The organism is Kitasatospora viridis, from assembly GCF_007829815.1.
GTDB classification, from domain to species: Bacteria; Actinomycetota; Actinomycetes; order Streptomycetales; family Streptomycetaceae; genus Kitasatospora; species Kitasatospora viridis.
In genome coordinates this window covers 4,710,412-4,736,148 of record NZ_VIWT01000001.1, presented here as the reverse complement: position 1 = coordinate 4,736,148, position 25,737 = coordinate 4,710,412, and the positions used below count along the sequence as shown (strand labels likewise).

Sequence of the window (25,737 nt, the reverse complement as noted above, 5' to 3'; positions counted from 1 at the left end):
CCGGCGCCCCCGGGGTGGCTGCGGCCGTTCCGGGGGCCTTTCTGCGCATAATGTCGGGTATGCGCATCGGAGTGCTGGGGACCGGGACCGTCGGACAGACGCTGGGCAGCAAGCTGTTGACGGTGGGTCATGAGGTGATGCTCGGGTCGCGGAACGTCGACGGGCAGGCGGCGGTCGGCTGGGACGAGGCCGCCGGTCCGCACGGCAGCCGGGGCACCTTCGCGCAGGCGGCCGCCTTCGGCGAGCTGGTGGTGCTGGCCGTTCCGGGCACCGCCGCGCTGGAGGCGCTGGCCCTGGTCGGCCCCGAGCCGCTGGCCGGAAAGGTGCTGATCGACGTGACCAACCCGCTGGTCTTCGCCCCCGACGGCCAGGTCACCCTGGACCCGGTGAACACCGACAGCGTCGGCGAGCGGGTGCAGCGCGCCTACCCGGCCGCCCGGGTGGTGAAGAGCCTCAACACCATGGCCGCCCCGGTCATGGTGACCCCCTCCCGGGTGCCCGGCCACCACGCCGTCTTCGTGGCCGGTGACGACCCGTCGGCCAAGCGGGAGACGGCCCAGCTGCTGCTCACCTTCGGCTGGCCGGCCGACTCGATCACCGACCTGGGCGGCATCGGGGCGGCCCGCGGCCTGGAGATGCTGATGCCGTTCTGGATCAGCATGATGCGCCACCTCGGCCACACCGACTTCAACTACAGCTTCCCGGCCGCGGCCTGATCAGCCCTCGGCGTCGAGCCCGCGCTCGATCGCGTACCGCACCAGCTCCACCCGGTTGTGCAGTTGCAGCTTGCCCAGGGTGTTCTGCACGTGGTTCTGCACCGTGCGGTGCGAGAGCACCAGCCGCTCGGCGATCTGACGGTACGACAGGCCCTTGGCCACCATCCGCAGCACCTCGGTCTCCCGCGCCGTGAGCCGGGGCGCGCCCGGCTCGCCGGAGCCGGCCTGGCCGGCCGGCTCCGCCGCGAGCCGGCGGAACTCCCCGAGCACCAGGCCGGCCAGCCCGGGGGTGAAGACCGGGTCGCCGGCCGCCGTCCGCCGCACCGCCTCCAGCAGTTCCTCCCGCCCGGCCGACTTCACCAGGTACCCGGTGGCCCCGGACTTCACGGCGGCCAGCACGTCCTCGTGCTCGCCGCTGGCGGAGAGCACCAGCACCCGCAGGGCGGGGTCGGCGGCCACCACCTGCCGGCAGACCTCGGCGCCGGGCAGCCCGGGGAGGTTGAGGTCGAGCACCAGCACCTGCGGCGCCGCGGCCCGGGCCCGCCGCACCGCCTCGGGTCCGTCGCCGGCGGTGGCGACCACCTGGAACCCGGCGTCGGCCAGGTCCCGGGCCACCGCCTCGCGCCACATCGGGTGGTCGTCCACCACCATGACCCGCAGTCCGTCCGTCCCGCTCACCGCGCTCCTCCCTCCCGGGGCACCGTCATCTCGACCTCCACGCCCTGCCCGGGCGCCGAGTGGAACACCGCGCTGCCGCCGAGGTCGCGCAGCCGGCCCTCGATGGACTGGGCCACGCCGAGCCGGCCGGCGGCCCGGGCCTCGGCGAGGCGCCCGGCGGCGAAGCCGGGCCCGTCGTCGCGCACCGAGACGGTGACCGCGGCCGGCTCGTCCTCCAGCAGGATCCAGGCCCGCGCCTGCTCCCCGGCGTGCCGGCGCACGTTGTCCAGCGCCGCTGCGACCGCGGCGGCCAGCTCGCCGGCGGCGTCCCGGGGCAGCAGCACCGGGGTGCCGGGGGCCGAAACGGTGATCCGCTCGCCGGCGAGCGGCGCGAGCAGCTCCCGCAGGTCCCGCTCGCCGTCCGGGCCGTCGTCGTCGGAGCGCTGCTCCGGAACGAGAGCACCCGTCATCAACGCGCGCAGTGCTCGCTCCTGCTCCCCCGCCAACCGCCCGAGCTCGCCGGGCACCTGACGCTGGGTCAGCGCGAGCACCTGGAGCACCCCGTCGTGGATGTCCCGGGTGAGCCGCGCCCGCTCGCGGCCGGCCGCCTCCAGCTTGAGCGCCTGGGTGAGCGTCGCCTCGCTGGCCCGGGCCAGCTCCATCACGTAGCCGATCGCCACCCCGGCGACCAGCAGCAGCACCGTGTTGTGCACGTTGTCGCCGGTGAACCCGCCGTGGAAGGCGATGTTGGCGCCGCCGATCACCACCGCCGCCACCGAGGCCGGCCGCCAGCCGCCCTTGGCCGCGCAGCCGAGCACGGTGCCGGCCGCCCAGATGGTGTCCAGGGTCAGTGCCCCGGCGGCGATCCGGTGCGGGGTGTCGTCGATCCCGCTGAGCACCACCCCGGCGACCGCCATGCCCAGGTCGGCCACCAGCACCGGCCAGAGCAGCCGGGTCGGGCTGCCGAAGGCGCGCAGCGTGGCCAGCGTCCAGATGACCAGCGCGCCCAGGTAGATCCAGCCGGAGACCGGGTGCAGGTAGTGCCGGTAGGCGTCCGCGTACCGGGCCAGCGCGTAGCCGAGCGCCAGCACCCGGAAGATGCTGATCGCCCGCCACATCGGCAGCTCGACGGACATCCCGCCGGCCGCCACGGCCCCGTCCGGGCCGCTGCGCAGCACCGCCATGGCTCCCCCCGCCCTCGTCCCGCCCGACGACCCCCCGTCAGGACGCGCTACTCGTCCTCGCCCTTGGCGGCCTGGACGGCCTGAGCAGCCCGCTCCGCCTCGGCGACCTTCTCCGCCGCGAGCCGCTCCTTCTCGGCGGCCCGCTCGGCGCGCTGCTCGGCCCGGCGCTCCGCGTCGGCCCGCTTCTTCTCTTCGGCGATCTGGCGCTTGGCCGCGGTCGCGTAGATGTCCACGTACTCCTGGCCGGACAGGCGCAGGATCTCGTACATCACCTCGTCGGTGACCGAGCGCAGGATGAAGCGGTCGTTCTCCATGCCCTGGTAGCGGGAGAAGTCCATCGGCCGGCCGATCCGGATGCCCGGGCGGATGCCGAAGTTGGGGATCACCTGGCCGGGCGGCTGCACCTTCTCGGTGTCGATCATGGCGACCGGGATCACCGGCGCGCCGGTCTGCAGCGCGACCCGGGCCAGCCCGCCGACCTTGCCGCGGTAGAGCTTGCCGTCGGGCGAGCGGGTGCCCTCGGGGTAGACGCCGAACAGCTCGCCGCGGTCGATCACCGCGATCGCGCTGCGGATCGCCGCCTCGCCGGCCCCGCGCACGCCGGAGCGGTCCACCGGCAGCTGGCCGACGCCCTTGAAGAAGGCGGCGGTCAGCCGGCCCTTGAGGCCCGGCGTGTTGAAGTACTCGGCCTTCGCGATGAAGGTGACCCGGCGCTTCATCAGCGCCGGGAGGAAGAAGGAGTCCGAGAACGACAGGTGGTTGCTCGCGATGATCGCCGGACCCTCGTCCGGGATGTTCTCCATGCCTTCCGTCCACGGCCGGAAGAAGAGCCGCAGCAGCGGTGCCACGATCAACTTCATCAGTCGGTAGAACAACCCGGACCTCCTGTGTTGCAGACCGGACGATCCTAATGCCCCGTCGGCGCCACGACCGCACCCGAGGGGGTGCGGCGCCGGGAGGGTCTGTACGCACGGGCGTGCGCGTGGGACGATCTGGATCTACCCGACCTCTCGCCGAGGAGCCCCGGATGCCCCTGCTGCCCGGTGCCGAGCCCTACCACCACCGCGGTGGCCCGACCGGTGTGCTCCTGTGTCACGGCTTCACCGGCAGCCCGCAGGGGCTGCGCCCGTGGGCCGAGTTCCTCGCCGCGGCCGGCCTGACCGTCTCGCTCCCGCTGCTGCCCGGCCACGGCACCCGCTGGCAGGACCTCGGGGTGACCCGCTGGGAGGACTGGTACGCGGAGGTCTCCCGGGAGCTGGGCCGGCTGCTCGGGCAGTGCGAGCGGGTCTTCGTCTTCGGCCTGTCGATGGGCGGCGGCCTGGCCCTGAAGCTGGCCGCCGACCACGGCGAGGAGGTCGCCGGCGTGGTGGTCGTCAACCCCTCGGTGCGTTCCGACAACCCGGCCGCGCCGCTGCTGCCGGTGCTGCGCCACCTGGTGCCCAGCGTGCCCGGGATCGGCGGCGACATCGCCGACCCCGACGCCCGGGAGCTGGGCTACGACCGGATCCCGCTGGACGCGGCCTGGTCGCTGAACCGGTTCTGGCACGAGGTGCGGCGGGCGCTGCCGTCGGTCCGTCAGCCGGTGCTGCTGCTGCGCAGCCCGCAGGACCACGTGGTCTCCCCGGCGAACTCCGCTCTGGTCCTCGCCCGGATATCCTCGGTCGATGTGACGGAGCGACTGTGCGAGCAGAGCTTCCACGTGGCGACCCTGGACCGGGACGCCGAACTGATCTTCGAGGAGTCCCTCGGGTTCGTCCGGCGCCTGACCGGCGTCGCGCAGCCCGCCGCAGCCACCGACCAGCGGGGCTGAGGGCCACCAGGACCGAAGGGCCGGCAGTGCACGAGCACGAGCACGAGAACAACCCCGCGGGCGACGACGAGGAGCGCACCCGCGAGCCCGAGCGGGAGGCCGACCGCCGCCCGGAGCCGGTGGACCAGGCCGAGCAGGACGCGATCTTCGCCGCCCTGGTGGCGCAGTTCGACGACCCGGTGGACCTGACCCGCCCGGACTGGCCCGAGGCGGAGAACCTGCGCGCCCGCTCCGACATCGCCGGCTTCACCCCGCAGCCCCGACCGCGCACCCCGGTGGACGGTCCGCGCGACTGGGCGGCGGCCGAGGACCCGGACGAGGGCCACTTCGTGCCGCCGGAGCCGCCCCCGCTGCCGACCGGCGACACCACCGCGACCTTCGCCTGGATCGCCGTGCTCGGCGGCCCGGCGCTGCTGCTCTTCGACGCGCTGGTCTGGCGCGAGGTCGCCGGCTGGCCGGCCTGGGTCGGGCTGACCGCCTTCCTCGGCGGCTTCGTCACCCTGGTGGTGCGGATGAAGGACCGCGACCCGGGCGACCCGCCGGACCCGCACGGCGGCGCGGTGGTCTGACAGGGCGTCGAAGAAGAGCGGGGCCCGGCCGAACCGGCCGGGCCCCGAGCCGCATTGACGCACCGTCAGCGGGTGCGCGCCAGGTCGCCCGCGCCGACGATCCCGGCCGCCGACCCCATCGAGGCCAGCACCACGTCGGCCCGCGGCCGGTGCACCCCGCCGGTCAGGTAGTGCGCGAAGGCCTTGGCCACCGGGTCCAGCAGCAGCCGCCCGGAGTCCGAGACGCCGCCGCCGAGCACGAAGACGCCCGGGTCGAAGAGCGCCGCCAGGTCGGCCATGCCGCGGCCCAGCCAGTCGGCGACCTCCTGGTAGACCTCCAGCGCCAGCGGGTCGCCGGCCTCGGCCGCCTCGGTGACGTGGATGCCGCGGATGGTCTCGGCCACCCCGTCGTTCAGCTCCAGTACCCGCTTGCCGGCCACCGGGTCGGCGGCCGCCTTCTCCCGGCCGTAGCGGCGCAGCGCCCGCCCGGAGGCGTACTGCTCCCAGCAGCCGTGGCCGCCGCAGCCGCAGAGCAGCCCGTCCGGCACCATGTTGAGGTGGCCGATCTCGCCGGCCACGCCGAACCGGCCGCGGTGCAGCCGGCCGTCCAGCACGATGCCGCCGCCGATGCCGGTGCCGACCGTGATCAGCACCATGTCGGTGTGCTCGGCCGCCGCGCCGAACCGGAACTCGGCCCAGGCCGCGCAGTTGGCGTCGTTCTCCACCACCGCGTCGAGGCCGGTGAGCTCCTCGATCCGGCTGCGCAGCGGCTCGTTCTCCCAGTCGATGTTCGGGGCGAAGATCACCGTGGAGCGCTCGCGGTCGACGAAGCCGGGGGCGCCGACACCGACCGCCTCGACCGCCGGGTACTGCTCCTTGAGTTCGCGAACGGCCTGGGCGATCGCGTCGACCGCCCACTGCGGGTCGGCCGGCGTGGGCACCCGGGTGCGGGCCAGGATCTCGCCGTTCTCGTCGACCACGCCGGCCGCGATCTTGGTGCCGCCGACGTCGACGCCGATGGTCAGAGCCATGTGTCCCTCAGTCATTCGCTCATGCCCGATGGGGCGGAACGCTACCGCCCGGCCGTGCTCCCGTACACACTTGGCCATACATTATCCGAAGACAAGGTTCAGGTAACCCCGCCGCGAGGCTTCAAAAGTCGTACGATTGAACCCGTTCGGTGACGACCAGTACCCGTTCGGTCATCTGGTCTAGACGTCTCGGACCCCGGGCTCGGCGGGCGGCTCGGCGTTCGGCTCCCGGGGCTCGGCCGCGGGCGCGCCCGGCGGCTCCTCGTCCAGGTGGATGTGCTCGGCGTCCGCCGGTTCGGGTGCCGACCAGCGGCGTTCGTGGCCGGCCACGGCGGCCCGGTAGGCGGCCAGCAACTCGCTGCCGGCGGCGCTGAGATGGCGGTAGACCTCGGGGTTCTCGGCCCGGAACCGGCCGAACGCCTGCTGGGCCTGCTCCCCCACGCCGGCGATCAGCTTGCGCACTTCGTCGACCAACGGGTTGTCGACAGGGCTTGAATCGTTCATGACGCGTCTCCCTCGAACGGTGGCTCGGGTTCGACGCTACCGGCTGCCGGGGGCCGGTCCGCGGTGCCGGGCTACCGCTGCGCCCGCTCCGGCCAGAGTGCCGGGTCCGGCGTGAAACGCAGCGTCAACTCGCCGTCACGCAGCGCCGCCCCGGCCACCGTGCAGCGGCGCAGCGCGCCGGGCAGCGGCAGGATCCGCCGGTACGGGCCGAGCGCCACCACCAGCTCGTCGCCGCGCCGCACCAGCTCCAGGTCGGCCCGGTCGGCGCCGGGCGCGGCCAGCCGCCAGAGCAGCACCCCGTCCTCGGCCAGCCGGTCCTCGGCGGTCCACGGCCAGCGGGCGGCCGGCTCGGGCGCCGGCTCCGCTCCGAACAGCTGGGCGGCCACCGCGTCCGGCCCCTCGGCCGTCTGGTCCGCCGTCAGCACCGGTACGCCCAGCGCGATCCCCGCCAGCTCGGCCCGCTCGGCCGCCGCCCGGGCGGCCAGCCAGGGGTCGGCGGAGTCCACCGCGGCGGCGGGCAGCGCGCGGTGCACCGCGACCGCGTCCAGCCGGTGCCCGAACAGCGCCAGCCCGGCCGCCGCCCGGCGCAACGCCGGCACCGAGCCGGCCGGGGCGCTCAGCGCGAGCCGCACCGAGGTCCGCGGCGACTCGATCACCTGCCGGGTGGCGGCCAGCTCCGCCGCCGCCCAGGCCCGCGCCGAGTAGATCCAGTCGGCCGGCATCGGCACCCCGGCCACCGCCGCCAGCAGCGGGCGCAGCGCCCGGGCGGCCTGCCGCTGCTCGGGCAGCAGCCGGGCCAGGTAGCGGTCCAGCTGCTCGGGCAGCGCCAGGGCCGCGGTCAGCTCGGCGGGCCCGGGGGCGGCGACCACGATCAGGTCGTAGGCGTCGGCGGGGCGGCGCAGCGCGCGCAGCAGGGCGAGTTGGCGGGTGCCGGGCAGCGCGGTGAGCTCCTCCGGGTCCAGCGGCTCGACGCCCAGCAGGTCGTAACCGGTGCGCAGCTTGCCGTCGAGCGCGGCCACGGCGTGCCGGAAGGCCTGCTGCTCGTCCAGCCGCAGCGCCCAGAGCCCGTCGCGGACCGGGGCGGCGGCGTCGGTGAGCCGGACGCCGACCTGCTCGTCCAGCAGCCGGTGCGGGTCGTCGGCGGCCAGCAGCAGGGTGCGCGCACCCTGCGCCGCGCTGTGCGCCGCGCTCGCGGCGGCCACCGCGGGGATCGCCGGTCCGTCCCCGGTGACCAGCACCAGCCTGGTCATCAGGGCGTCTCGACCCGCTTCTTCAGACCGGCCAGCGCGCGGTCGATGATGACCTTCTCGGCCTTGCGCTTGATCATGCCGAGCATCGGGATCTTCACGTCGACGGCCAGCTGGTAGGTCACCTCGGTGCCGCCGGCGGTCGGGGCCAGCGCGTAGGAGCCGTCCAGCGAGCGGAGCATCTGACTCTTCACCAGGGTCCAGGAGACCTCGCGGTCGCCGTCCCAGGTGTAGGCCAGCACGTGCTCGTCGCGGATCGCGCCGGCGTCCAGCAGCAGCCGGACCTCGCCGGCGCGGCCCTCGGCGGTGCGGCCGAGCACCTCGATCTCCTTGACCTCACCCGTCCAGGCGGGGTACGCCTCGAAGTCGGCGATCACCGCCATCACCTCGGCCGGGGTCGCCGCGATGACGATGCTCGACCTGGTGTGTTCCGCCATGGGTGGGCCTCCGTGTGTCCCGTGCGCGCGGTCGGTGCCATGGAAGGCTACCGCGCGCGGGCTCGGCGCCCGTGCGTGCGGGGGCTACCCATGGGTCACCTTGCGGCTGCCGTATCGTGCGAATCGCAACGAACGACGTTCGGTCAGGGTTCGTCCGCGGATGTGACACTTCGAACAAGAAACCCGACCCCCCTACCCCAAGCTGACTACCGGGCAGTAACGTCCTGCCGTCCCGCAGCGTCGCAGACGAGGAGCAGCAGTGCTCGACGAGTTCAGCCTTCCGGCCCTCTACCAGGTCCCGAGCGGTGGCAACCTCTCCGACCTGGTCCACCAGAACGCCGAGCGCAGCCCCGCCGGGGTGGTGCTCGCGAAGAAGGTGGACGGCCGCTGGCAGGACGTCACCGCCGCTGCTTTCCTCGCCGAGGTGCACCAGGCCGCCAAGGGCCTGGTCGCCGCCGGGGTGCGGCCGGGCGACCGGGTCGCCGTGATGTCGCGCACCCGCTGGGAGTGGACCCTGCTGGACTTCGCGATCTGGTGCGCGGGCGCGATCACCGTGCCGGTCTACGAGACCTCCTCGGCCGAGCAGGTGCAGTGGATCCTCGGCGACTCCGGCGCGGTCGCGGTGGTCACCGAGACCGACGGCCACGCCGCCGTGGTCGAGTCGGTGCGCGAGCAGCTGCCCGAGCTGCGGCACACCTGGCAGATCGAGCGCGACGGCCTGGCCGAGCTGGCCGAACTCGGCGCCGACGTCGCGGACGCGACGATCGCCGAGCGCCGCCGCGAGCCCGGACCGGACTCGCTCGCCTCGATCGTCTACACCTCGGGCACCACCGGCCGCCCGAAGGGCTGTCAGCTGACCCACCGCAACTTCATGCACGAGCTCGGCAACGTGACCACCAGGATGCCGGAGCTCTTCGTCCCCGGTCAGAGCTCCACGCTGCTCTTCCTGCCGCTGGCCCACGTGCTCGGCCGGATCGCCGAGGTCGCGACCTTCATCTCCGCCACCAAGCTGGGCCACGTCTCGGACATCAAGGACGTCACCGCCGAGCTGGCCTCGTTCCGGCCGACCCTGATCCTGGGCGTGCCCCGGGTCTTCGAGAAGGTCTTCAACACGGCGCGGGCGAAGGCCCAGTCCGAGGGCAAGGGCAAGATCTTCGACCAGGCCACCGACGTGGCGATCGCCTACAGCCGGGCCCTGGAGGTCGGCGGCGCCGGCCTGCTGCTGCGGCTCAAGCACAAGGTCTTCGACAAGCTGGTCTACAGCAAGCTGCGGGCCGCGCTCGGCGGCCGGGCCACCCACGCGATCTCCGGCGGCGCGCCGCTGGGCGAGCGGCTGGGCCACTTCTACCGGGGCATCGGCTTCACCGTGCTGGAGGGCTACGGCCTGACCGAGACGGCCGGCGCCACCGCCTTCAACCCGCACGACAAGCAGAAGATCGGCACGGTCGGCCAGCCGCTGCCCGGCTCCGCCGTGCGGATCGCCGAGGACGGCGAGGTCTGCTTCAAGGGCCCGCAGGTCTTCACCGGCTACTGGAACAACCCGACCGCCACCGCCGAGGCGCTGCAGGACGGCTGGTTCGCCACCGGCGATCTGGGCTCGCTGGACTCCGACGGCTTCCTCACCATCACCGGCCGCAAGAAGGAGATCATCATCACGGCGGGCGGCAAGAACGTCGCCCCCGCGGTGATCGAGGACCGGATCCGGGCCCACCCGCTGGTCGGCGAGGTCATGGTGGTCGGCGACCGCAAGCCGTTCATCGCCTGCCTGATCACCGTCGACCAGGAGTTCCTGCCGAAGTGGCTGGAGCTCAACCACCGGCCCGCGGCCACCCTGGCCGAGCTGCGCGAGGACCCGCAGCTGCTGGCCGCCCTCCAGGAGGCGGTCGACGAGGGCAACAAGGCGGTGTCGCACGCCGAGGCGGTCAAGAAGTTCAAGCTGCTGGACACCGTCTTCTCCGAGGAGAACGGCTACCTGACCCCCTCGCTCAAGCTCAAGCGCAACGTGGTGCTGAAGGACTACGCGGCCGAGATCGAGGCGCTCTACCGGAAGTGACGCCCGCTGGGGCCGGCCCGGGCCGGCCCCAGTCCGTCCGGATCAGTCCGTCCGCAGCAGCCCGCGCAGCCGGGCCGCCAGCAGCTCCCAGCGCCACTCGGCCTCCACCCAGGCCCGCCCGGCCGCCCCGAGCCGCTCCCGCAGCGCCCGGTCGCCGAGCAGCCGCACCAGCCGCTCGGCCACCCGCTCCGGCGAGCGCCCGGGCACCACGTACCCGGTCTCGCCCTCGCGCACCGCGTCCGGCGCCCCGCCGGAGTCCCCGGCCAGCACCGGCAGCCCGGTGGCCGAGGCCTCCAGGTAGACCATCCCCAGCCCCTCCACGTCCAGGCCGCCCCGCCTGGTCCGGCAGGGCATCGCGAAGACGTCCCCGGCCCCGTAGTGGGCCGGCAGCTCGGACCACGGCACCTCGCCGGTGAACACCACCGAGGAGGCCACCTTGAGCCGCTCGGCGAGGCGCCGCAGCGCGGGCAGGTAGGGCCCGCCGCCGACGATCAGCAGCACCGCGTCCGGCTCGGCCGCGAGGACCCGCGGCAGTGCGGCGATCAGCGTGTCCTGCCCCTTGCGCGGGACCAGCCGGGAGACGCACACCACCACCGGACGGTCGGTGAGCCCGAGCCGCTCGCGCACCGCCGCACCGCCCGAGCCGGGGTGGAAGACCCGCTCGTCCACCCCGGGCGGCAGGTGCACCATCCGGGTGGCCGGGCCGGGGCCGAGCGCGCCGGCGATCCGGGTCCGGGTGTACTCGCCCAGGTAGGTGAGCGCGTCGGTCGCCTCGCCCACCTTGCGCAGCATCTGCCGGGAGCCGGGCAGCTGGGCCCAGGCCGCCTCGTGGCCGTGGGTCATGCCGACCAGCCGCCGGGCACCGGCCCGGCGCAGCGCGGGGGCCAGCAGGCCGAGCGGGGCGGCCGCGCCGAACCAGACCGCCTCGCACCGCTCGTCCCGCAGGATCCGCGCCGCCCGGCGGGCCGTGCGCGGGTTCGGCAGCAACATGGTGGCCGGGTCGCGGATCACCCGAAAGGGCTGCTCCGCGTCGAACCGCGCGGTCTCCTCCCCGTCCCGCCAGGACGAGGCGTACACCACGATCTCGTCGGCGGGCTGCCGCAGGGCCATGCTGTGGACGAAGCGCTGGATCCCGCCCGGGCGCGGGGGAAAGTCGTTGGTGACGATGAGGGTCTTCGGCATACGGCCACGCCTCGCACGGTCAGGGGGGTGCATGGTTCTCCCCCCGCCGATCCGTACCATAGGTCACCATGCCGTCTCGGCGGGAACGACCGCGCCAGCTCTGGGAACGGATGAGCAGGGCGCAACCGTTTCTCCGCCGGGCCTGTCCTTATCGACGGACGGGCGTACGACCGCTGCCCGCGGGGTGGCCGGTAGGCACGTGCGGCGAGACAACGAGGGAGCTCAGTGGTGGTGGCGCAGGACGGTCCGGAGAGCCGGACCGGCAGCGAAGGCAGCGGCGCACTCGCCCTGGCCGCTCCCCCACCGCCCGGGGCGACCGCCGTCTCGGCCGCGGTGCCGGGCCGGGGCGCGCTCTGGGGCGTGCTCTCCAGCTGGGTGGTGACCCGGACCCTGCTGATCCTGATCACCGCCGGCATCATCAAGCTCGGCGGCCTGGACGTGACCACCGACGTCTCGGTGATCTACCACGGCTGGTACGAGGTGCTGCAGACCGGCACCTTCCCGATGGACGACGTGACCTGGCAGTACCCGCCGGGCGCCGCCCTGGTGATGCTGCTGCCGGGCCTGCTGCCGTGGTCCTACCTGGTCTCGTTCTGGGTCTTCGCGATGCTCTTCGACGGGATCGCGATGGCCATGCTGGTCCGCTCCGGCCTGCGCCGCGGCCGCTCGCTGGCCGGCGCCTGGGTCTGGATCGCCGGCGTCTCGCTGCTCGGCCCGACGGTCTACTGCCGCTACGACATCCTGGTCACCGCGATCGCGGTGACCGGCCTGCTGGTGCTGCTGCGCCGACCGGTGCTCGGCGGCGTGCTGCTGGGCATCGGCGGGCTGGTGAAGATCTGGCCGATCCTGGCGCTGGCCGGCACCCCGCGCGGCCGCCGCACCCGGCGGTCCTGGACGGCGGCGGCCGCCGCCGTGGCCACCCTCTCCTTCCTGATCGCCGCCGGCATGAACGGCGCCTTCCAGTTCCTCACCTTCCAGGCCGACCGCGGCATCGAGGTGGAGTCGGTGGGCGCACTGCCGCTGCACTTCGCCCGGATGTTCGGGGTCTGGCACGGCCAGGTCTCGATGAACTACGGCTCGGTCGAGCTGCTCGGGCCCTGGGTCACGGTGATCTCCAAGGTCTCGATGGCCGCCACCCTGCTCGGCTTCGGCTGGCTGCTCTACTGGCGGGTGCGGGCCCGCCGCTGGCAGCCCGGCACGCTCTACGACGCCGCGCTGGCCGCGCTGCTGGTCTTCACCGTGACCAGCCGGGTGATCAGCCCGCAGTACATGATCTGGCTGGTCGGCCTGGCCGCGGTCTGCCTGACCGTGCGCGGCAGCAACCAGAAGCCGGTCGCGATCATGGTGCTGGTCTGCACCGCGCTGACCACCGGCGAGTTCCCGATGTTCTTCGCGGACGTGACGTCCAGCCAGCCGGTCGGCGTCGGCATCCTGACGGCCCGCAACCTGCTGCTGGTGGCCACCACGATCCTGTCCTGCCGCCGCCTCTGGCAGTCCACCCAGGGCCCGCGCCCCGAACCGGCCGAGGACACCGAGGTGCTGGCGGCCGCCGAGCCGCAGTCCTACCCGGTCCGCCCGGGCATCGCCTACGAGCAGAGCCTGCTGGACGACTGACGGGGTGCCCGCCCGGGGCTCAGGCCCCGGTGGGTTCCAACCGGCTGCGCACCTCGGCGATCCAGTCGGCGGTGAACCGGGCCAGGCCGTAGCCGAACTGCCGCTGCAGCACCCGGTCCAGCTGCTGGTCCCGGCCGGCCCCGGCGCCGGCCGCGCCGACCGCCCGGTAGAAGTCCACCAGCGCCTGCTGCCCGTGCTGCTGGGCGATCAGGTCGCAGGCCAGCCAGGCGAGTTCGTAGGCCTGGGCGATCCCGTCCGAGCCGGCCGCGAAGTCGGCGTCGGCGGGCAGCGCGGTGGGCAGCTTGCCGGCCGCCACGTCCTGGGCCAGTTCCGGCGCGATCTGCCGGGCGGTGCGGCCGGTGCCCCGGTAGCCGGTCCAGTCCGCCGCGCCCTCGGAGAGCCAGAGCGGGGTCCACGGGTGGGTGTCCGCCCGGGTCGCCACGTGGGTGCTCTCGTGGGTGATCACCACCTGCTTGCCCATCGCGCTGAGCTGCCGGAAGGCGTCCGGGTTGACCATCACCCGGTCCGCCGGGGTGTTCACCGGTGCCCCGGCCGCGGCGCTGGTGACGGCGGCTATGCCCTGGTAGGCGCCCGGGTCGACGCCCAGCAGCTGGGCGAACTGCGGCTCGGTGGCGGGCAGCTGGAGCACCAGCCGGTCGGCCCAGGCGCTCCCCCAGACCTCGTCGACGGCGGGCACCGCGCGGTCGCCGACCGCGGCCAGCGCGGCCACGTCGGCCGGGTCGGCCGGTCCGAGCACCAGGCAGTGCACGCCCCGGACGGGCCGCACCGGGCCGAGGTCCCAGGGCGCGGCGGCGCTGCCCGGGGCGGCCGTCTCGCCGGTGACCGCCCCGCCGGCCAGGGTGAGCCGGCGGCGCAGCAGTGCGGGGTGGTCGTCGTAGCCGCGCAGCCGGTAGCTCAGCTCGGCGGTGAGTCCGGTGGCGTCCTGGCCGAGCGGGCGGTAGGCCAGCTCGGCCAGTTCCAGGGCGGCCAGCGGGCCGTCGCGCAGCGCCTGGGCGTGCCGGGCCAGCGCGTCGGCCGGCCGGTCGGCGGTGGGTCCGGTGCCGTCCGGTCCGGCGGTGGGCGCGGGGGCGGTGGCGAGCGGCAGCGAGAGCTGGGTCAGCGCCCCGGCCACCAGGAGCAGGGCGGTGCGCCGGGACACCCCGGTGCGGCTCGCCGTACCGGGGTGTCCGTCAACGGGAAGCCCCGCCCAGCGCTCCCAGCCGTGGGGGTCCGCGCTCAGGGCCGCACCACCGCCGCGACCGGCATCGCCGCGACGCTCTCGTAGCGCACCCGGGCGCCCGGGTAGGGGGCGTGGATGACCGTGCCCCCGCCGAGGTACATGCCGACGTGGTGCATGTCGTTGAAGAAGATCACCAGGTCTCCCGGTCGAGCCTGCGCCAGGCTGATCCGCTGCCCCCCGAACGCCTGCGCCTGCGAGGTGCGCGGCAGGGTCACTCCCGCCTGCCGCCAGCTCCAGTACATCAGACCGGAGCAGTCGAAGGTACCGGGTCCGGTGGCTCCGTACACGTACGGCGAGCCGAGCCTGCTCAGCGCGGCGGCCACCGCGACGGCGGCCCGGTCCGAGGAGGGCGGCAGGCTGCCCAGGTCGACCCGGTCGGTGCCGCGGGTGGCCCGCTGCTCGGCCTCCCGGGCGTCCTGGGCGGCCAGCTGGGCCTGCTCGGCGGCGGTCAGGGTGTTCAGCAGCGCCTGGGCGGCGCGGAGTTTGGCTTGCACCTCCTGTTTGCTCCGGGCCAGCGCGGTGCGCACCGCCTCCAGCTCGGCCAGCTTGCCGGTGGCCTCGGCCCGCCGCTGGTCCAACCGGCGCTGCTGCTGCTGGACGGCCCGCAGCGAGTCGGCCCGCTCCTCGCCGAGCTGGGCCAGGGTGCGGGCCCGGGCCAGGTAGCCGTCGGGGTCGCTGGAGAGCATCAGCTGGACCGCGGGGTCCATCCCGCCGGCCCGGTACTGGGCGGCGGCCAGGCCGGACAGGCCGGTGCGCATGGTGTTCAGCGCGTCCTGCTGCCGGGCCACCTCGCCCTGCAGCGAGGTGGCCTCGGTCTGCAGCCGCTTGGCGTCCTCCTCGGCGGCGGTGGAGCGCTCGCCGGCCTGCTCGGCCTCCGTGTAGAGCTGGTCGACCTGGGCCTTGACCTCGTTCTTGTCGGGTCGGCCGCCGGGCGCCGCCTGGGCCGGGGTGCCGGCCGTTATCGCCAGCGCGGTGGTCGCGGCGGCGGTGACCGCCAGCACCCGGGCGAGCCGCCTGGGGCCCTGCTGGGAGGTACGGCCCGGGAGTACCGGGCGTTGCGGCATCGCCATCGGCTGACGGCTCCAATCGGCTGCTGGACCGACCAAGAGCGGTCGGTCAGCGCCGACGTTAGCGAGTCGGGACGGACGAGTCCAAACCCCTACCGATACGAATATTTGACCCCTAATCGGACATCAGAACGGGAACGGCCCGGCTCCCCAGTCGGGGGCCGGGCCGTTCCTTGACGATGCGTCGGGCGCTGCGCGACGGTGCGTCGGGCGCTGCGCGACGGTGCGTCGGGTGGTGCGTCAGGGGCGCACGATGGCCGCGATCTGCATCACCGTGGCGGACTCGTAGCGGACCACCGCGCCGGTGTGCGGGGCGTGGATGATCTGCCCGCCGCCGACGTACATGCCGACGTGCGACTCGTCGGCGAAGAAGATGATCAGGTCACCGGGCTGGGCCTTGGAGATGTCGGTGCCGATGTTGGTGCCGGCCGAGGCCTGCTCCTGCGAGGTGCGCGGCAGCGAGACGCCGGCCTGCGCGTAGGCCCACTGCATCAGGCCGGAGCAGTCGAAGGTGCTCGGGCCGGTGGCGCCGTAGACGTACGGCGAGCCGAGCTTGGAGACGGCGGCGGCGATCGCGGCGGCGGCGTGCGAGTTGCCCGCGGAGATCGTGGACGGCGTGCCGGTCGAGCCGAGGTCGGTGCGCCCGCTGCCCCGGGAGGCGGCCTGCTGCTGCGAGGCGGCGCTCTGGGCCTGCGCGGCGGCCTGCTGGGCGGCGGCCTGGGCCTTGGCGGCGGCCTGCGCCTCCTGGGCGGCGATCGCCTGGCGCTGCTGCTCGGTCAGCGAGTTCAGCAGGTCCTGAGCGGCCTTCAGCTTGGCCTGCGCGTCGTCCTTGGTGGCCTTCAGCTGGGTGGTGGTGGCGTCCAGCTCGGCCAGCTTGGCGGTGGTCTCCGTCTTGTCCTGGTCCAGCTTGCGCTGTTCCTGCTGGAGGTCCTTGAGGGTGGCGCTCTGCGTGCTGTTCAGCTCGTTGATGGAGCCGACCTGGTTCAGGAAGGTGTCCGGGTGCGAGTTGAGCATCAGCTGGACGGTCGGGGATATCCCGCCGTTCGCGTACTGGTCGGCGGCCATGCCGGCCAGGCCGTTCTGCAGGTTCGTCACCTGGTCCTGCTGCCGGGCCACCTGGTCCTGCAGCTGGCTCGCCTGCTGCTGCAGCGTCTGCTGCTTCTCCTGCGCGCCGACGTAGGCCTGGTCGGCCGCCTCGGCCTTCTGGTTCAGGTCGTCGACCTGGGTCTTCACCTGGTCCAGGGTGGGCGCCGGGTCGGCGTGCGCGCTGGTCTGGGTGGAGAGGGCGACGGCGGTCGCGGCAGCGGCGGTCAGGATCGACGCGCGGGTACGGCCGACGGGCTTGGGACGACGATGGGACGCCACGAATCCTTCTTCCCTAGACCGCCTACCGGGTGAGCTGACGGGTTCGGGCTGGAAGTTGCCCTACGACGCCTCACGGCCTGACGGCCGACCTGGCGCCGATTCACCCCGGAGGAACGTGGTTCCCCGGCTCCGGTCCGCAGCGCCCCCGCAGGGGTTCCCCCCGGACAGTCAACTGTCCGTGCTGCCTTCCAGACTCGGCGGTGACCCCCACTGCCACCCGGGTCGGGTGAGCGCCATCGCGGTGGTCCGAGTGCCGACCCTAGTGACAGATCCGTGATCTGTTCAAATCTTTGTCGGAAGAAAGGTCCAACTTTGACCGTGCGTGATATGACCCTCACCGACGGGTGATCAGGTCGTCCACGCACGGGTGGCGCGGTTCACACGGCGGGGCGCCGGACGAGCTGACCGGCCCTCAGCGGCGGGACCGGCCAGCGGCGGCGACGGCGGGTCAGACCCGGCGGATGGTGTTGATCGGGCCGATCGAGGTGGCCTGGGCGATCCGCACCACGTCACCGGTGTGCGGGGCGTGCACCACCTGGCCGTTGCCGATGTACATGCCCACGTGGTGCGCGTCGGCGCCGTAGATCACCAGGTCGCCCGGCTGGGCCTGGGCCAGGCTCGGCACCGCGGTGCCGACGGTGGCCTGCTCCTGCGAGGTGCGCGGCAGCGAGACGCCGGCCTGCGAGTAGGACCACTGCATCAGGCCCGAGCAGTCGAAGGTGGTGGAGCCGGTGGCGCCCCAGACGTAGCTGTCGCCGAGCCGGGAGAGCGCGGCGGCCACCGCGTTGCCCGCGTAGCCGGCGGCCGGCGGCAGGTTGAGCGGCGGGCGCACGTCGCTGCGCGAGGCACGGTCCTGGGCGGCCAGCTGGGCCCGGTCGGCGGCGCTCAGCGAGTTGAGCAGCTTCTGCGCGGCGGCCAGCTTGGTCTGCACGTCCTGCTTGGCCTGGTTCAGCTCCTGGGTCGAGCGGTCCAGCTCGGCCAGGGTGTCCGCGGCTTCCTTCTTCTCCTGGTCCAGCTTGCGCTGCTCACCGGTGAGCGACTTGAGCGCGTCGGTCTCGGTGTCGGTGGCGACCTGCATGCTGGAGGTCTCGTCGAGGTAGGTCTGCGGGTTGGAGTTCAGCATCAGCTGCACCGAGGGGTCGATGCCGCCGTTGCGGTACTGGTCCGCGGCCACCGAGCCGAGCCCGGTCTGCAGGTCCGTCACCTGCTGCTGGGTGCGGGCCACCTCGTCCTGCAGCTGGGAGGCCTGCTGGCGGAGCTGGTCGCCGCGCTCCTTGGCGCCGTCGTACTGCTCCGAGGCCGCCTCGGCCTGCTGGTTGAGGCCGTCGACCTGCGCCTTGACGTCGTCGAGCGAGGGCTTGGGGTCGGCCCAGGCGCCGGTCTGCGACGAGATGGCGACCGCGGTGGCCGCAGCGGCGGTGAGCACGGCGACCCGTGCACGGCTCGGCTGCTTCGGACGGCGGTGGGACGCCAAGGGAGCGCTCCTTCTTCTGCCGGTCTCACCCGATCGGATGAGTGACCGGAAAAATAGGTTTGACGCCGGACCCTACTGAACATCACATCGCTACGCCACTCCCTCCGGTGGACGCACACCCTTCGGTGGAACGGATTTCACCGTCCCTTCACCGCACCACGGGTGGCGCACCGGCCCGACCGTCCGTCAGCTGCGGGCCAGCCGGTTGAGCAGCAGGGTCGAGGCGACCGGGCGCGCCCCGGCCTTGCGCACTCCGTCGGCCACCTCGCGGTCGGCCGAGACCACCACCACCGGGCGGCCCTGCGGCTCGGCCCGGACCAGCTGGCGGATCAGCTCGTCGGCGGTCTGCCCGGTCCGGCTGAACCGCACCCGCACCCCGCGCGGCGGCGCCATGATCACCGGCACGTCCAGGTCCTGCCCGTCGAAGACGCAGGTCACCTCCGCCTGGGTGCGCTGCGCCAGCATCGCCAGCCCGCCGAGCAGCCGCAGCCGCTGCTGCTCCAGCGGCAGCGTCGGGTAGCCGGTCTTGGTGACGTTGTAGCCGTCCACCACCAGGTGCACCTGAGGGATCGCCAGCAGCTGGTCCAGCAGCGCCGGGTCGTCCTCGGCCAGGCCGCGCCGGGCCACGTCGTGCGGCGAGGCCGAGCCGGGCTCCACCGCGTCCACCAGGTCGGCCGGGTGCAGCTGGGTGACCGGCAGGGCCAGCTCGCGCTGCAGGCCCTGGGCCGACTGCAGCACGGTGTCCAGCAGCAGCCGCAGCCGCATGTCGGCCACGCTGCGCCCCTCCCGGGCCGAGCGGCGCCCGGACTCCAGCGCGCCCTCCAGCTCGGTCACCCGGTGCCGCAGCCGCCGGCCCTCGGCCTCCGCCGCCGCCTTCTCGGCCGCCCCCGCGGCCCGGGCCGCGTCCAGCTCGCCCTGCAGCTTGCGGCTCTGCGCCTGGGCCCGCTTGGTGTCCGCCTCCAGGCTGCGCACCTTCTTGCGCAGCGACTCCAACTCCCGCCGGGCGTGCTCGCCCTCGGCCCGCTGGCGCTCCAGGTCGCCGCGGGCGGCGGCCCGGGTGGCGGCCAGCTCCTCCTGGAGCTTCTCCACCAGCCGGGCCGACTCGGCGGCGGCGTCCGCCACCTCGGAGCGCTCGGCCTCCTCGCCGGCCTCCGCCACCAGCCGGGTCCAGCCCTTGCTGCGCAGCAGGTAGGCGGCGGCGGCCACGTCCAGCGGCTCCGCCGCGCCGGGCACCTGGCCGGCCTCCAGCGCGCCGACCAGGTCGGGCTGGCCGGCCCGCAGCCGGTCCGCTATCCGGGAGCGGAAGACCGGGTCGGCCTCCAGCGCGGCGGCCAGCGCGGTGCCGGCGTAGCGGGCCCGGCGGACGGGGGTGAACTTGGCGTACGGGCGCAGGGTGGCGGGCAGGTCGCCGAGCGGCAGGCCGCCGAGCGCGTCGGCGGCCAGGCCGATCACCCGGCGCCGGACGCCCTCGGGCAGCGGCCGGTCCAACTGCTCGGCGGCCGGCTGCCCGTCGGGCTCGCCGGACGCCGCGGCCGCCGCTTCGCGGACCGCGTGGTCGGCCACGTCGTCGACCGCTTCATCGACTCCGGGCTCGGCGGCCTGACTCGCTGCTTCCATCGCGTCCTCGGCTCCGATCCCTGGTCTGCTGACACACCGCTCGGAACAATTGTCTCGTGCGCGGCACCTGGGCGGACACCACGTACGGAACCCCTCGCTCCGCGGCGGTCCGGGTCAGCCCTCTTCGCCCGCTCCCGGGCGGGACACCAGCTCGACCTGGTCGACCGCGTTGCACCAGCGGCAGCGCACCGACTCGACGGTCTCGCTGAGCACCTCGCGCTCCTCCACCTTGGGCTCGCCGGCCAGGTCCAGGTGGATGAACTCGACGGCCCGCGAGGACCGGGTCACGTCGAACCGGGTCAGGTTCCCGCAGAGCGTGCAGCGCCAGCGGGTCTCGGCCGTGGGCAGGGGGACGGCGGTCATGGGAATCGGGTCCTCTCGGCGGCTCCTGGTCCGGCCCTGGTGCCGGCCAGGCCCCCACCTTATGGGCTGCTTATCCGCCCCCGGGCGCCGAACCGTGAGATGTCCACCTGCTGGACACCTCACCCGCCCGGCGGACCGGCCGGTGTCGCCGCGACCGCCGCGCGGAATGCATCGCCGCATGTCCGTGAGCCCGTTCCGCCAGGTGCTGCGCAGCCCCGCACCGCTGGTGACCTACCTGCTGATCGCGGTCAACTGCCTGGTCTTCCTGGCCGGGCCGAGCGGGCTGGACCCGGCCTACGGCAGCCGGCCGGCCGACCGGGCCTGCGCCGCCCAGCGCTACCAGCAGCGCTGGGGCGCGGTGCCGGCCGAGCTGCTGACCGACCGTCCGCTGACGGCCGATCGGCTGGCCGGCGCGGCGCCGCCGCTGCCCGGCTGCCCGCTGCTCGCCACGCCCGGCAAGCGCCCGTGGCTCTCGGCCCTCACCGCGCTCTTCGTGCACGGCGGCTGGCTGCACCTGCTGGGCAACATGCTCTTCCTCCAGGTCTTCGGCCCGGCGGTGGAGCAGCGGCTCGGCCGCGCCCGGTTCCTCCTCTTCTACCTGGCGGCCGGCCTGCTGGCGGTCTACGGGTACGCGCTGACCGCGCACGCCGGGCCGGCCGCGCTGCGCCCGCTGGTCGGCGCCTCGGGCGCGATCGCCGGGGTGCTCGGCGGGTACCTGCGGCTCTACCCGCGGGCCCGGGTCACCGCGCTGGTGCCGGTGCTGCTCTTCCTGCCGCTGCGGTTCCCGGCCTGGCTGGTGCTGGGGCTCTGGTTCGCGGTGCAGTGGTGGTCGGCGCCGGCCATGCGGCCGCAGGCCCCGCAGGCCGGGCCCGGGGTCGCCTACCTGGCCCACGTGATCGGCTTCGCCGGCGGCTTCCTGGCCCTCTGGGTGGGTGCCAGGCGGGCCGGATACCCTGATCCCGTCCCCAATCCAGGAGCCTCCTCGTGATCACTGCCATCGTGCTCGTCAAGACCAGCGTCGACCGGATCCCCGAGATCGCCGAGGCCATCGCCGCGATCGACGGCGTGAGCGAGGTGTACTCGGTCACCGGCGGGTACGACCTGATCGCGATGGTCCGGGTGCGCCATCACGACGACCTGGCCGAGGTGATCCCGGCCCGGCTCAACAAGGTCCCCGGCGTCACCTCGACGGAGACCCACATCTCCTTCCGCACCTACTCCCAGCACGACCTGGAGGCGGCGTTCTCGATCGGCCTGGACGGCTGACCGGGCCCGGCCCCGCTCAGCGGCGGGTGTCCGCCACGCAACGGCCGCCCTCGTTGCGGTAGTTCCAGCGCGCCCCGTCGGTGACCAGCTCGCGCACCGCGGCCAGGAACCGGTCCACGTGCTCCAGCGGCGTGCCGGCGCCGAAGCTGACCCGGATCGCGTTCAGGCTGCGCTCCCCCGGCAGCGAGGGCTCCGGCGCGCCGCACTCGGACGGGGCGGTGTCCTCGGAACCGAGCAGCGTGCGCACCAGCGGGTGCGCGCAGAACAGCCCGTCCCGCACGCCGATGCCGTACTCGGCGGAGAGCGCCGCCGAGAAGTGCGAGCTGTTCCAGCCCCGCACCACGAAGGAGAGCACGCCGACCCGGGCGGCGTCGGCGCCGAACAGGCTGAGCACCCGCACCTCGGGCACGGCGGCCAGGCCCTCGGTGAGCCGCTCGATCAGCAGTTCCTCGCGCTCGCGCAGCGCGTCCAGGCCGGCCTCGGTGAGCGCCCGGCAGGCGGAGGCGATCGCGTAGGCGCCGATCACGTTGGGCGAGCCGGCCTCGTGCCGGGCCGGGCCCCGGTGCCACTCCACCGCCACCGAACCGTCCGCCTGCCGGGCCACGGTGCGGGAGGCGCCGCCGCCGGCCAGGTAGGGCTCGGCCGCGTCCAGCCAGTCGGCCCGGCCGGCCAACACGCCCGCGCCGAAGGGCGCGTAGAGCTTGTGGCCGGAGAAGGCGATCCAGTCCACGTCCAGTTCGCGCACCGAGACCCGGTGGTGCGGGGCCAGCTGGGCGGCGTCCACGACCACCCGGGCGCCGTGCCGGTGCGCGGTCCCGGTGAGCTCGGCGATCGGCCAGAGCTCGCCGGTCACGTTGGAGGCGCCGGTGACGCAGAGCAGCCGGGGCGCGTCCGGCCCGGCCGGGTCGGCGGCCAGCGCGGCGTCCAGCGCGGCCACCGCCTCGGCGTGCGAGCGCGGCGCCCGCAGGTAGGTGACGGCCAGTCCGGCCTGCTGCCACGGCAGCAGGGAGGCGTGGTGCTCGGTCTCGAAGGCGAACACCCGGGTGCCGGCGGGCACCGCGCCGGCCAGCAGGTTGAGCGAGTCGGTGGTGGCCCGGGTGAAGACCACCTGGTCGCCCTCGCGCAGGTCGAGGAAGTCGGCGACGGCCTGCCGGCTCTGCTCGTACAGCTCGGTGGAGAGCTGGGAGAGGTAGCCGGCGCCGCGGTGCACGCTGCCGTAGTACGGGGCGTAGGCGGCGACGTCGTCCCAGACCCGGCGCAGCGCGGGGGCGCTGGCCGCGTAGTCGAGGGCGGCGTAGCCGACCTTCTCGCCGGAGACCAGCGGGACCTCGACCTCGGAGCCCAGCACGGCGAGCGGCTCGGCGAAGGCGGCGGGAGCAGCAGTGACGGTGGTGGCGGCAGCGGCGTTGGTGGACGACATCGGGATGCACTCCTCCTGGGTCAGGGACCCCGGGGGTGCGAAAAGTCCGGTGGTCCGCGCTTGCCGGCGGCACCTCGCCGCTCGGCCCGGTCTTCACCCAGGGCACCCCGCCACGGACGGAGGGTTGCCGGACAGCAAGCTGGGGCTTGTCGCGCTGTCACTCATGACCTGGCGCAGACTCTAAGCAGCCGACCGAGGAGTGGTCAATCCGCCGTCCGCCATCCGGACCACCGACCGGATGGCGGGCGACTGCGCGGGTGCTACCGCGCGGTGGCCGCCGACCAGCGGTCCAGCAGCGCGGCGGCGGCGCCGGAGTCCAGGGCCTCCTCGGTGCGCTTCATGGCGGCCGCCAGCTGCTCGGTCAGCGGCGCCGCGGTGAGGTCCAACGCGACCAGCGCGGCAGCGGAGTTGAGCACCACCGCGTCCCGCACCGGCCCGCGCTCGCCGGCCAGCACCCGGCGGGCCACCGCCGCGTTGTACTCGGCGTCCGCACCGCGCAGCGCCTCGATCGCGACCAGTTCGATGCCCAGCTCGCGCGGGTCGAGCACGGTCTCGGTGACCCGGCCGTCGCGGACCAGCCAGACCCGCGAGGTGGTGCAGACGGTCAGCTCGTCCAGCCCGTCGTCGCCGCGGAAGACCAGCGCGGTGGAGCCGCGTTCGGCGAGCACCCCGGCGATCAGGCCGGCCAGCCGGGTGTCGAAGCAGCCGACCGCGTGCGCCGTCACCCGGGCCGGGTTGGTCAGCGGGCCGAGGATGTTGAAGGCGGTCGGCACCCCGAGGTCGCGCCGGGCGGCGGCGGTGTGCCGCATCGCGGGGTGGAAGGTGGCGGCGAAGCAGAAGGTCAGCCCGACCTCCTCGGCCACCTCGGCGACCCGACGGGGCGTCAGGTCCAGCCGCACGCCCAGCTTCTCCAGCACGTCCGAGGAGCCGCTGGCCGAGGAGGCGGCCCGGTTGCCGTGCTTGACCACCTTGGCGCCGGCCGCCGCGGCGACGATCGCCGACATGGTGGAGATGTTGACGGTCTTGGCCCGGTCGCCGCCGGTGCCGACGATGTCCACGGCCGGCCCGGGGATCTCCAGCGGGCGGGCGTGCGCGTACATCGCCTCGACCAGGCCGCTGACCTCGTCCACGGTCTCGCCCTTGGCCCGCAGCGCCACCATGAAGCCGGCCACCTGCACCGGGCTGGCCTCGCCGCTCATGATCCGGTCCATCGCCCAGGCGGTGTCGGCGCGGTCCAGGTCGGTGCCGGCCAGCAGGCTGCTCAGCACGTCCGGCCAGGTGCGGCTCACCTGCACGGGGTCGTCGCCGCCGTTCGCAGGGTTCACGTTCGCCATGACCGGTTCTCCAGGTGCGCCGTTGTCGGGAGGGACGCGGTCAGCCTAGCGAGCGCGGAAGGGCCGCCGTCGCGTGGACGGCGGCCCTTCTCTCCTGCTGAGACGGCCGGGGCGCCGGCCCCGGCCGACCGTCCGCCGGGCCGGACCGCAGGCCGGCTCAGCGGGCCAGTGACCTGGCGCCGAGCCGGGCCCGCAACAGGGTGGCCACCGCCTCGGCCAGCGCCACCGGGTCCACCGGCTGGGAGATCGCCGCGTCGGCCCGGCTCCAGGCGGCCAACCAGCTGTCCTGCGGGCGCCCGATCAGCACCAGCACCGGCGGGCAGCCGTAGATCTCGTCCTTCACCTGCCGGGCCAGGCCGAGGCCGCCGGCCGGAACCGCCTCGCCGTCGAAGACGCAGAGGTCCACCCCGCCCTTCTCAAGTGCCCGCAGGACCGCGGGAGTGGTCGCGCACTCCTGGTACTCGACCTCGGGCAGGTCGGCCGCCGGGCGCCGGCCGAGGGCCGCGAGCACCTGCGCCCGGGTGTTGCGGTCGTCGCTGTAGACGAGGACGGTGAGCGCCTCGTCGCTGCTGTGCGTCATCAGGACCTGCTCCCATGTGTCAGACGAATGTGATCCAGACCACGTCCACCACCTCCGGATGCTACTCCCCGATCACCCGTCCCGGTGAGCGTCCGGCACGAGATCGGCGCGCACAGTCGCGATCCGGCCCCGTCCGCGGAACTGAGCCACCGTCACCCGACTGGGCGAGGGAACGTCAGCCGCCCGTGCTGACGGGCTGTCCGGAGGGGCCCGGGAGTGGTAAACCCCCTGGTGCAGCCATCCGGGCATACCGCACGCACCGGACACTCCGAGGAAGACCCCCCGGCGTGAAGACGGAATAAGGGACCGACATAATGTCGGTCGTGGCGACAGCAACAGCAACAGAAACCGGGCACGCGCATGGATCGGTCAACCGACCGAACATGACCAGTGTCGGAACCATCGTCTGGTTGAGTTCCGAGCTGATGTTCTTCGCGGCCCTCTTCGCGATGTACTTCACGGCGCGTTCCGTGAAGGGACCAGACTTCTGGGCCGAGAAGGCGCATGCCCTCAACGTCCCCTTCTCCTCCGTGAACACCACGATCCTGGTGCTCTCCTCGCTCACCTGTCAGCTCGGCGTCTTCGCCGCCGAGCGCGGTGACGTGAAGAAGCTCCGGTCGTGGTTCGCGGTGACCTTCGTGATGGGCGCAACCTTCATCGGCGGTCAGATCTACGAGTACACCTCGCTGGTGAAGAAGGACCACCTCTCGTTGTCCTCCGACCCGTACGGCTCGGTGTTCTACCTGACCACCGGCTTCCACGGGCTCCACGTGACGGGCGGTCTGATCGCCTTCCTGCTGGTGCTGGGGCGGACCTACGCCGCCAAGCGGTTCACGCATGAGCAGGCCACCGCGGCGATCGTCGTGTCGTACTACTGGCACTTCGTCGACGTGGTCTGGATCGGCCTGTTCGCGACCATCTACCTGATCAAGTAGCCGATCAGGTCGCTGGCTCGCCGGCCGGACCCGACCGCCCCACGGCGCCGGGTCCTTTGCCCGTGCCCCTGCCCCCTGCCGGTGCCGACACCG

General features: G+C 74.0%; 25 protein-coding genes and 2 riboswitches. Of the genes, 8 read left to right on the top strand and 17 right to left on the bottom strand.

Annotated features, from left to right (window positions below; translation table 11 throughout):
* Positions 1–59 precede the first annotated feature (59 nt).
* Entirely contained in the window at positions 60–716 is a 657-nt protein-coding gene (locus tag FHX73_RS21365; protein ID WP_145906530.1) for an NADPH-dependent F420 reductase, read from the top strand.
* Here FHX73_RS21365 and FHX73_RS21360 read toward each other — a convergent pair whose 3' ends face one another.
* The 3 genes from FHX73_RS21360 to FHX73_RS21350 are packed head-to-tail and all read right to left on the bottom strand — an operon-like array spanning position 717 to position 3,417.
* Positions 717–1,367: a response regulator gene (locus FHX73_RS21360; RefSeq protein ID WP_145908430.1), complete on the bottom strand. Its 651-nt coding sequence runs from the start codon at positions 1,365–1,367 to the stop codon at positions 717–719.
* A gap of 23 nt (positions 1,368–1,390) precedes the next feature.
* Positions 1,391–2,557: a MacS family sensor histidine kinase gene (gene macS, locus FHX73_RS21355; RefSeq protein WP_246213631.1), complete on the bottom strand. Its 1,167-nt coding sequence runs from the start codon at positions 2,555–2,557 to the stop codon at positions 1,391–1,393.
* A 47-nt stretch (positions 2,558–2,604) separates the two neighbouring features.
* Positions 2,605–3,417 (bottom strand): lysophospholipid acyltransferase family protein, encoded by an 813-nt coding sequence (locus FHX73_RS21350; protein WP_145908431.1) that lies wholly within the window; start codon positions 3,415–3,417, stop codon positions 2,605–2,607.
* Positions 3,418–3,584: 167 nt separating this feature from the next.
* Here FHX73_RS21350 and FHX73_RS21345 point away from each other — a divergent pair, with 167 nt between their 5' ends.
* A complete protein-coding gene (locus FHX73_RS21345) occupies positions 3,585–4,367 on the top strand; it encodes an alpha/beta hydrolase (RefSeq protein ID WP_145906529.1) in 783 nt (260 codons plus the stop codon).
* Positions 4,368–4,393: 26 nt separating this feature from the next.
* Positions 4,394–4,936: a hypothetical protein gene (locus tag FHX73_RS21340; RefSeq protein ID WP_246213630.1), complete on the top strand. Its 543-nt coding sequence runs from the start codon at positions 4,394–4,396 to the stop codon at positions 4,934–4,936.
* Between the two features lie 65 nt (positions 4,937–5,001).
* Here FHX73_RS21340 and FHX73_RS21335 read toward each other — a convergent pair whose 3' ends face one another.
* From FHX73_RS21335 to FHX73_RS21320, 4 genes are all read right to left on the bottom strand, one after another.
* Complete coding sequence (locus FHX73_RS21335) at positions 5,002–5,946, bottom strand: ROK family glucokinase (protein ID WP_145906528.1); 945 nt, start codon at positions 5,944–5,946, stop codon at positions 5,002–5,004.
* A gap of 180 nt (positions 5,947–6,126) precedes the next feature.
* A complete protein-coding gene (locus tag FHX73_RS47270) occupies positions 6,127–6,450 on the bottom strand; it encodes a DUF5304 family protein (protein ID WP_145906527.1) in 324 nt (107 codons plus the stop codon).
* A 71-nt stretch (positions 6,451–6,521) separates the two neighbouring features.
* On the bottom strand, positions 6,522–7,700 hold the full coding sequence (locus FHX73_RS21325) for an ArsA family ATPase (RefSeq protein ID WP_145906526.1): 1,179 nt from the start codon (positions 7,698–7,700) through the stop codon (positions 6,522–6,524).
* The gene (locus FHX73_RS21320; protein ID WP_145906525.1) at positions 7,700–8,134 is read right to left on the bottom strand and encodes an SRPBCC family protein; all 435 of its coding nucleotides are present in this window, start codon (positions 8,132–8,134) and stop codon (positions 7,700–7,702) included. The genes FHX73_RS21325 and FHX73_RS21320 overlap by 1 nt, the downstream gene beginning before the upstream one ends.
* A 259-nt stretch (positions 8,135–8,393) precedes the next feature.
* On the opposite strand from FHX73_RS21320, the gene FHX73_RS21315 reads away from it, so the two are divergent.
* Positions 8,394–10,187, top strand: coding sequence for an AMP-dependent synthetase/ligase (locus FHX73_RS21315; protein WP_145906524.1), 1,794 nt, complete (start codon positions 8,394–8,396; stop codon positions 10,185–10,187).
* A gap of 42 nt (positions 10,188–10,229) precedes the next feature.
* On the opposite strand, the gene FHX73_RS21310 is transcribed toward FHX73_RS21315, so the two are convergent.
* On the bottom strand, positions 10,230–11,369 hold the full coding sequence (locus FHX73_RS21310) for a glycosyltransferase family 4 protein (protein WP_145906523.1): 1,140 nt from the start codon (positions 11,367–11,369) through the stop codon (positions 10,230–10,232).
* 228 nt (positions 11,370–11,597) lie between these two features.
* On the opposite strand from FHX73_RS21310, the gene FHX73_RS21305 reads away from it, so the two are divergent.
* Entirely contained in the window at positions 11,598–12,983 is a 1,386-nt protein-coding gene (locus FHX73_RS21305; RefSeq protein WP_246213629.1) for a glycosyltransferase 87 family protein, read from the top strand.
* A 19-nt stretch (positions 12,984–13,002) separates the two neighbouring features.
* Here the strand turns inward: FHX73_RS21305 and FHX73_RS21300 are convergent, their stop codons facing one another.
* The 6 genes from FHX73_RS21300 to FHX73_RS21275 form a co-directional block, all read right to left on the bottom strand.
* Positions 13,003–14,142 carry a hypothetical protein gene (locus FHX73_RS21300; RefSeq protein ID WP_145906522.1) on the bottom strand — a complete coding sequence of 380 codons (1,140 nt, stop codon included), beginning with the start codon at positions 14,140–14,142 and terminating at the stop codon, positions 13,003–13,005.
* 77 nt (positions 14,143–14,219) lie between these two features.
* Positions 14,220–15,293 carry a C40 family peptidase gene (locus FHX73_RS21295; protein WP_145906521.1) on the bottom strand — a complete coding sequence of 358 codons (1,074 nt, stop codon included), beginning with the start codon at positions 15,291–15,293 and terminating at the stop codon, positions 14,220–14,222.
* A gap of 237 nt (positions 15,294–15,530) precedes the next feature.
* A complete protein-coding gene (locus FHX73_RS21290) occupies positions 15,531–16,655 on the bottom strand; it encodes a C40 family peptidase (RefSeq protein ID WP_145906520.1) in 1,125 nt (374 codons plus the stop codon).
* 4 nt (positions 16,656–16,659) lie between these two features.
* A riboswitch (cyclic di-AMP (ydaO/yuaA leader) is annotated at positions 16,660–16,807 on the bottom strand.
* Between the two features lie 296 nt (positions 16,808–17,103).
* Positions 17,104–18,129, bottom strand: coding sequence for a C40 family peptidase (locus tag FHX73_RS21285; protein ID WP_145906519.1), 1,026 nt, complete (start codon positions 18,127–18,129; stop codon positions 17,104–17,106).
* Positions 18,130–18,315: 186 nt separating this feature from the next.
* Positions 18,316–19,746, bottom strand: coding sequence for an NYN domain-containing protein (locus tag FHX73_RS21280; RefSeq protein ID WP_145906518.1), 1,431 nt, complete (start codon positions 19,744–19,746; stop codon positions 18,316–18,318).
* A 114-nt stretch (positions 19,747–19,860) separates the two neighbouring features.
* The gene (locus tag FHX73_RS21275; protein WP_145906517.1) at positions 19,861–20,109 is read right to left on the bottom strand and encodes a hypothetical protein; all 249 of its coding nucleotides are present in this window, start codon (positions 20,107–20,109) and stop codon (positions 19,861–19,863) included.
* Between the two features lie 178 nt (positions 20,110–20,287).
* Between FHX73_RS21275 and FHX73_RS21270 the strand changes: the two genes are divergently transcribed.
* Positions 20,288–21,097 (top strand): rhomboid family intramembrane serine protease, encoded by an 810-nt coding sequence (locus FHX73_RS21270; protein ID WP_145906516.1) that lies wholly within the window; start codon positions 20,288–20,290, stop codon positions 21,095–21,097.
* Positions 21,094–21,375, top strand: coding sequence for an Lrp/AsnC family transcriptional regulator (locus tag FHX73_RS21265; protein ID WP_145906515.1), 282 nt, complete (start codon positions 21,094–21,096; stop codon positions 21,373–21,375). The genes FHX73_RS21270 and FHX73_RS21265 overlap by 4 nt, the downstream gene beginning before the upstream one ends.
* 16 nt (positions 21,376–21,391) lie before the next feature.
* On the opposite strand, the gene FHX73_RS21260 is transcribed toward FHX73_RS21265, so the two are convergent.
* From FHX73_RS21260 to FHX73_RS21250, 3 genes are all read right to left on the bottom strand, one after another.
* Positions 21,392–22,795, bottom strand: coding sequence for an aminotransferase class V-fold PLP-dependent enzyme (locus FHX73_RS21260; protein WP_145906514.1), 1,404 nt, complete (start codon positions 22,793–22,795; stop codon positions 21,392–21,394).
* 51 nt (positions 22,796–22,846) lie between these two features.
* Positions 22,847–22,964: riboswitch (SAM riboswitch) on the bottom strand.
* A gap of 91 nt (positions 22,965–23,055) precedes the next feature.
* A complete protein-coding gene (gene trpD / locus FHX73_RS21255; RefSeq protein ID WP_145906513.1) occupies positions 23,056–24,129 on the bottom strand; it encodes an anthranilate phosphoribosyltransferase in 1,074 nt (357 codons plus the stop codon).
* Between the two features lie 157 nt (positions 24,130–24,286).
* Positions 24,287–24,709, bottom strand: coding sequence for a hypothetical protein (locus FHX73_RS21250; RefSeq protein ID WP_145906512.1), 423 nt, complete (start codon positions 24,707–24,709; stop codon positions 24,287–24,289).
* A gap of 314 nt (positions 24,710–25,023) precedes the next feature.
* Here FHX73_RS21250 and ctaE point away from each other — a divergent pair, with 314 nt between their 5' ends.
* Positions 25,024–25,644, top strand: coding sequence for an aa3-type cytochrome oxidase subunit III (gene ctaE, locus FHX73_RS21245; protein ID WP_145906511.1), 621 nt, complete (start codon positions 25,024–25,026; stop codon positions 25,642–25,644).
* The last annotated feature ends 93 nt before the right edge of the window (positions 25,645–25,737 follow it).

Coding starts and splice junctions, on each gene's coding strand:
- FHX73_RS21345 (WP_145906529.1), top strand. CDS start 3,585: ATGCCCCTGCTGCCCGGTGCCGAGCCCTACCACCACCGCGGTGGCCCG.
- FHX73_RS21350 (WP_145908431.1), bottom strand. CDS start 3,417: ATGAAGTTGATCGTGGCACCGCTGCTGCGGCTCTTCTTCCGGCCGTGG.
- FHX73_RS21250 (WP_145906512.1), bottom strand. CDS start 24,709: ATGACGCACAGCAGCGACGAGGCGCTCACCGTCCTCGTCTACAGCGAC.
- FHX73_RS21270 (WP_145906516.1), top strand. CDS start 20,288: ATGTCCGTGAGCCCGTTCCGCCAGGTGCTGCGCAGCCCCGCACCGCTG.
- FHX73_RS21275 (WP_145906517.1), bottom strand. CDS start 20,109: ATGACCGCCGTCCCCCTGCCCACGGCCGAGACCCGCTGGCGCTGCACG.
- trpD (WP_145906513.1), bottom strand. CDS start 24,129: ATGGCGAACGTGAACCCTGCGAACGGCGGCGACGACCCCGTGCAGGTG.
- FHX73_RS21320 (WP_145906525.1), bottom strand. CDS start 8,134: ATGGCGGAACACACCAGGTCGAGCATCGTCATCGCGGCGACCCCGGCC.
- FHX73_RS21325 (WP_145906526.1), bottom strand. CDS start 7,700: ATGACCAGGCTGGTGCTGGTCACCGGGGACGGACCGGCGATCCCCGCG.
- FHX73_RS21360 (WP_145908430.1), bottom strand. CDS start 1,367: ATGGTGGTGGACGACCACCCGATGTGGCGCGAGGCGGTGGCCCGGGAC.
- FHX73_RS47270 (WP_145906527.1), bottom strand. CDS start 6,450: ATGAACGATTCAAGCCCTGTCGACAACCCGTTGGTCGACGAAGTGCGC.
- FHX73_RS21295 (WP_145906521.1), bottom strand. CDS start 15,293: ATGGCGATGCCGCAACGCCCGGTACTCCCGGGCCGTACCTCCCAGCAG.
- FHX73_RS21280 (WP_145906518.1), bottom strand. CDS start 19,746: ATGGAAGCAGCGAGTCAGGCCGCCGAGCCCGGAGTCGATGAAGCGGTC.
- FHX73_RS21365 (WP_145906530.1), top strand. CDS start 60: ATGCGCATCGGAGTGCTGGGGACCGGGACCGTCGGACAGACGCTGGGC.
- FHX73_RS21335 (WP_145906528.1), bottom strand. CDS start 5,946: ATGGCTCTGACCATCGGCGTCGACGTCGGCGGCACCAAGATCGCGGCC.
- FHX73_RS21260 (WP_145906514.1), bottom strand. CDS start 22,795: ATGTCGTCCACCAACGCCGCTGCCGCCACCACCGTCACTGCTGCTCCC.
- macS (WP_246213631.1), bottom strand. CDS start 2,557: ATGGCGGTGCTGCGCAGCGGCCCGGACGGGGCCGTGGCGGCCGGCGGG.
- FHX73_RS21310 (WP_145906523.1), bottom strand. CDS start 11,369: ATGCCGAAGACCCTCATCGTCACCAACGACTTTCCCCCGCGCCCGGGC.
- ctaE (WP_145906511.1), top strand. CDS start 25,024: ATGTCGGTCGTGGCGACAGCAACAGCAACAGAAACCGGGCACGCGCAT.